The organism is Polaromonas sp. P1_E1_2 (genome assembly GCF_056406035.1).
In genome coordinates, this window is the sequence record NZ_JBFUAZ010000947.1 from 1 (window position 1) to 1,010 (window position 1,010).

A 1,010-nucleotide genomic window follows, 5' to 3' on the forward strand; every position below is an offset into this window, starting at 1 on the left:
CTTCTGCGAAGGTGGCAGAAGAGATTCTGGGTAAACCATGAGTTTTGGTCATGGGTTTGCCGCGAAAATGAATGACACATATCGCACGGCTGTTCCTACACTACCGATGCCAGTTTCCCGAAACTACCAACCCACCGCCCCCCGAAAGGACAAGCATGAAATTCACCATCCTCATGACCGCCGTGCTGCTGACAGCCGGCCTGGCCACCACCGCCGGCGCGCAAACGGTACCGACGCTGAAAAAGATCGCCGACAGCAACAAGATCACCGTGTCGTATCGCGAAGCTTCGGTGCCTTTCAGCTACCTGATCGGGTCCAAAACCTCGGTGGGTTTTTCGGCAGAACTGACAGAAGCCATCATTGACGACATTCGCAAGAAGGTGAAAAAGCCGAATCTCGAAGTCGCCTACATGCCCGTGACTTCGCAAAATCGCATCCCCTTGCTGGTCAACGGCACCTACGACCTCGAGTGCGGCTCGACCACCAACAACACCGCGCGCGGCAAGGATGTGGCATTTGCCATCAACCACTTCTACACCGGCACCCGCCTGCTGGTCAAAAAATCATCCGGCATCAAGAACTACGCCGACCTGGCCAAAAAGACGGTGGCCAGCACGACAGGCACCACCAACGCGCAGGTGATCCGCAAGTACAGCGCCGATAAAAAGCTCGACATGCAGCTCATCCTGGGCAAAGACCACGATGATTCGTTGCTGCTGGTTGAGAATGACCGTGCCCTGGCTTTTGCCATGGACGACATCCTGCTGTTCGGCCTGATGGCCAACTCCAAGAATCCGGCGTCGCTGGAAGTCGTGGGTGATTCGCTGCAGGTGGAGCCCTATGCCTGCATGTTGCGCAAGGACGACACTGAGTTCAAGAAGCTGGTGGACGGCACGATCATCCGCCTGATCAAGTCCGGCGACTTTGCCAAGATGTACGCCAAGTGGTTCACCTCACCCATCCCGCCAAAGGGCGTGAACCTGAACCTGCCAATGAGCGAAGAGCTGAAG

Annotated in this window: 1 protein-coding gene; it reads left to right on the forward strand. The window is 56.4% G+C overall.

Annotated elements, in window-relative coordinates; all coding sequences use genetic code 11:
• Positions 1 to 155: 155 nt before the first annotated feature.
• Positions 156 to 1,010, forward strand: an 855-nt coding sequence (locus AC1D1P_RS24320) for a transporter substrate-binding domain-containing protein (protein ID WP_477674789.1), incomplete at its 3' end; no start/stop codon positions are given.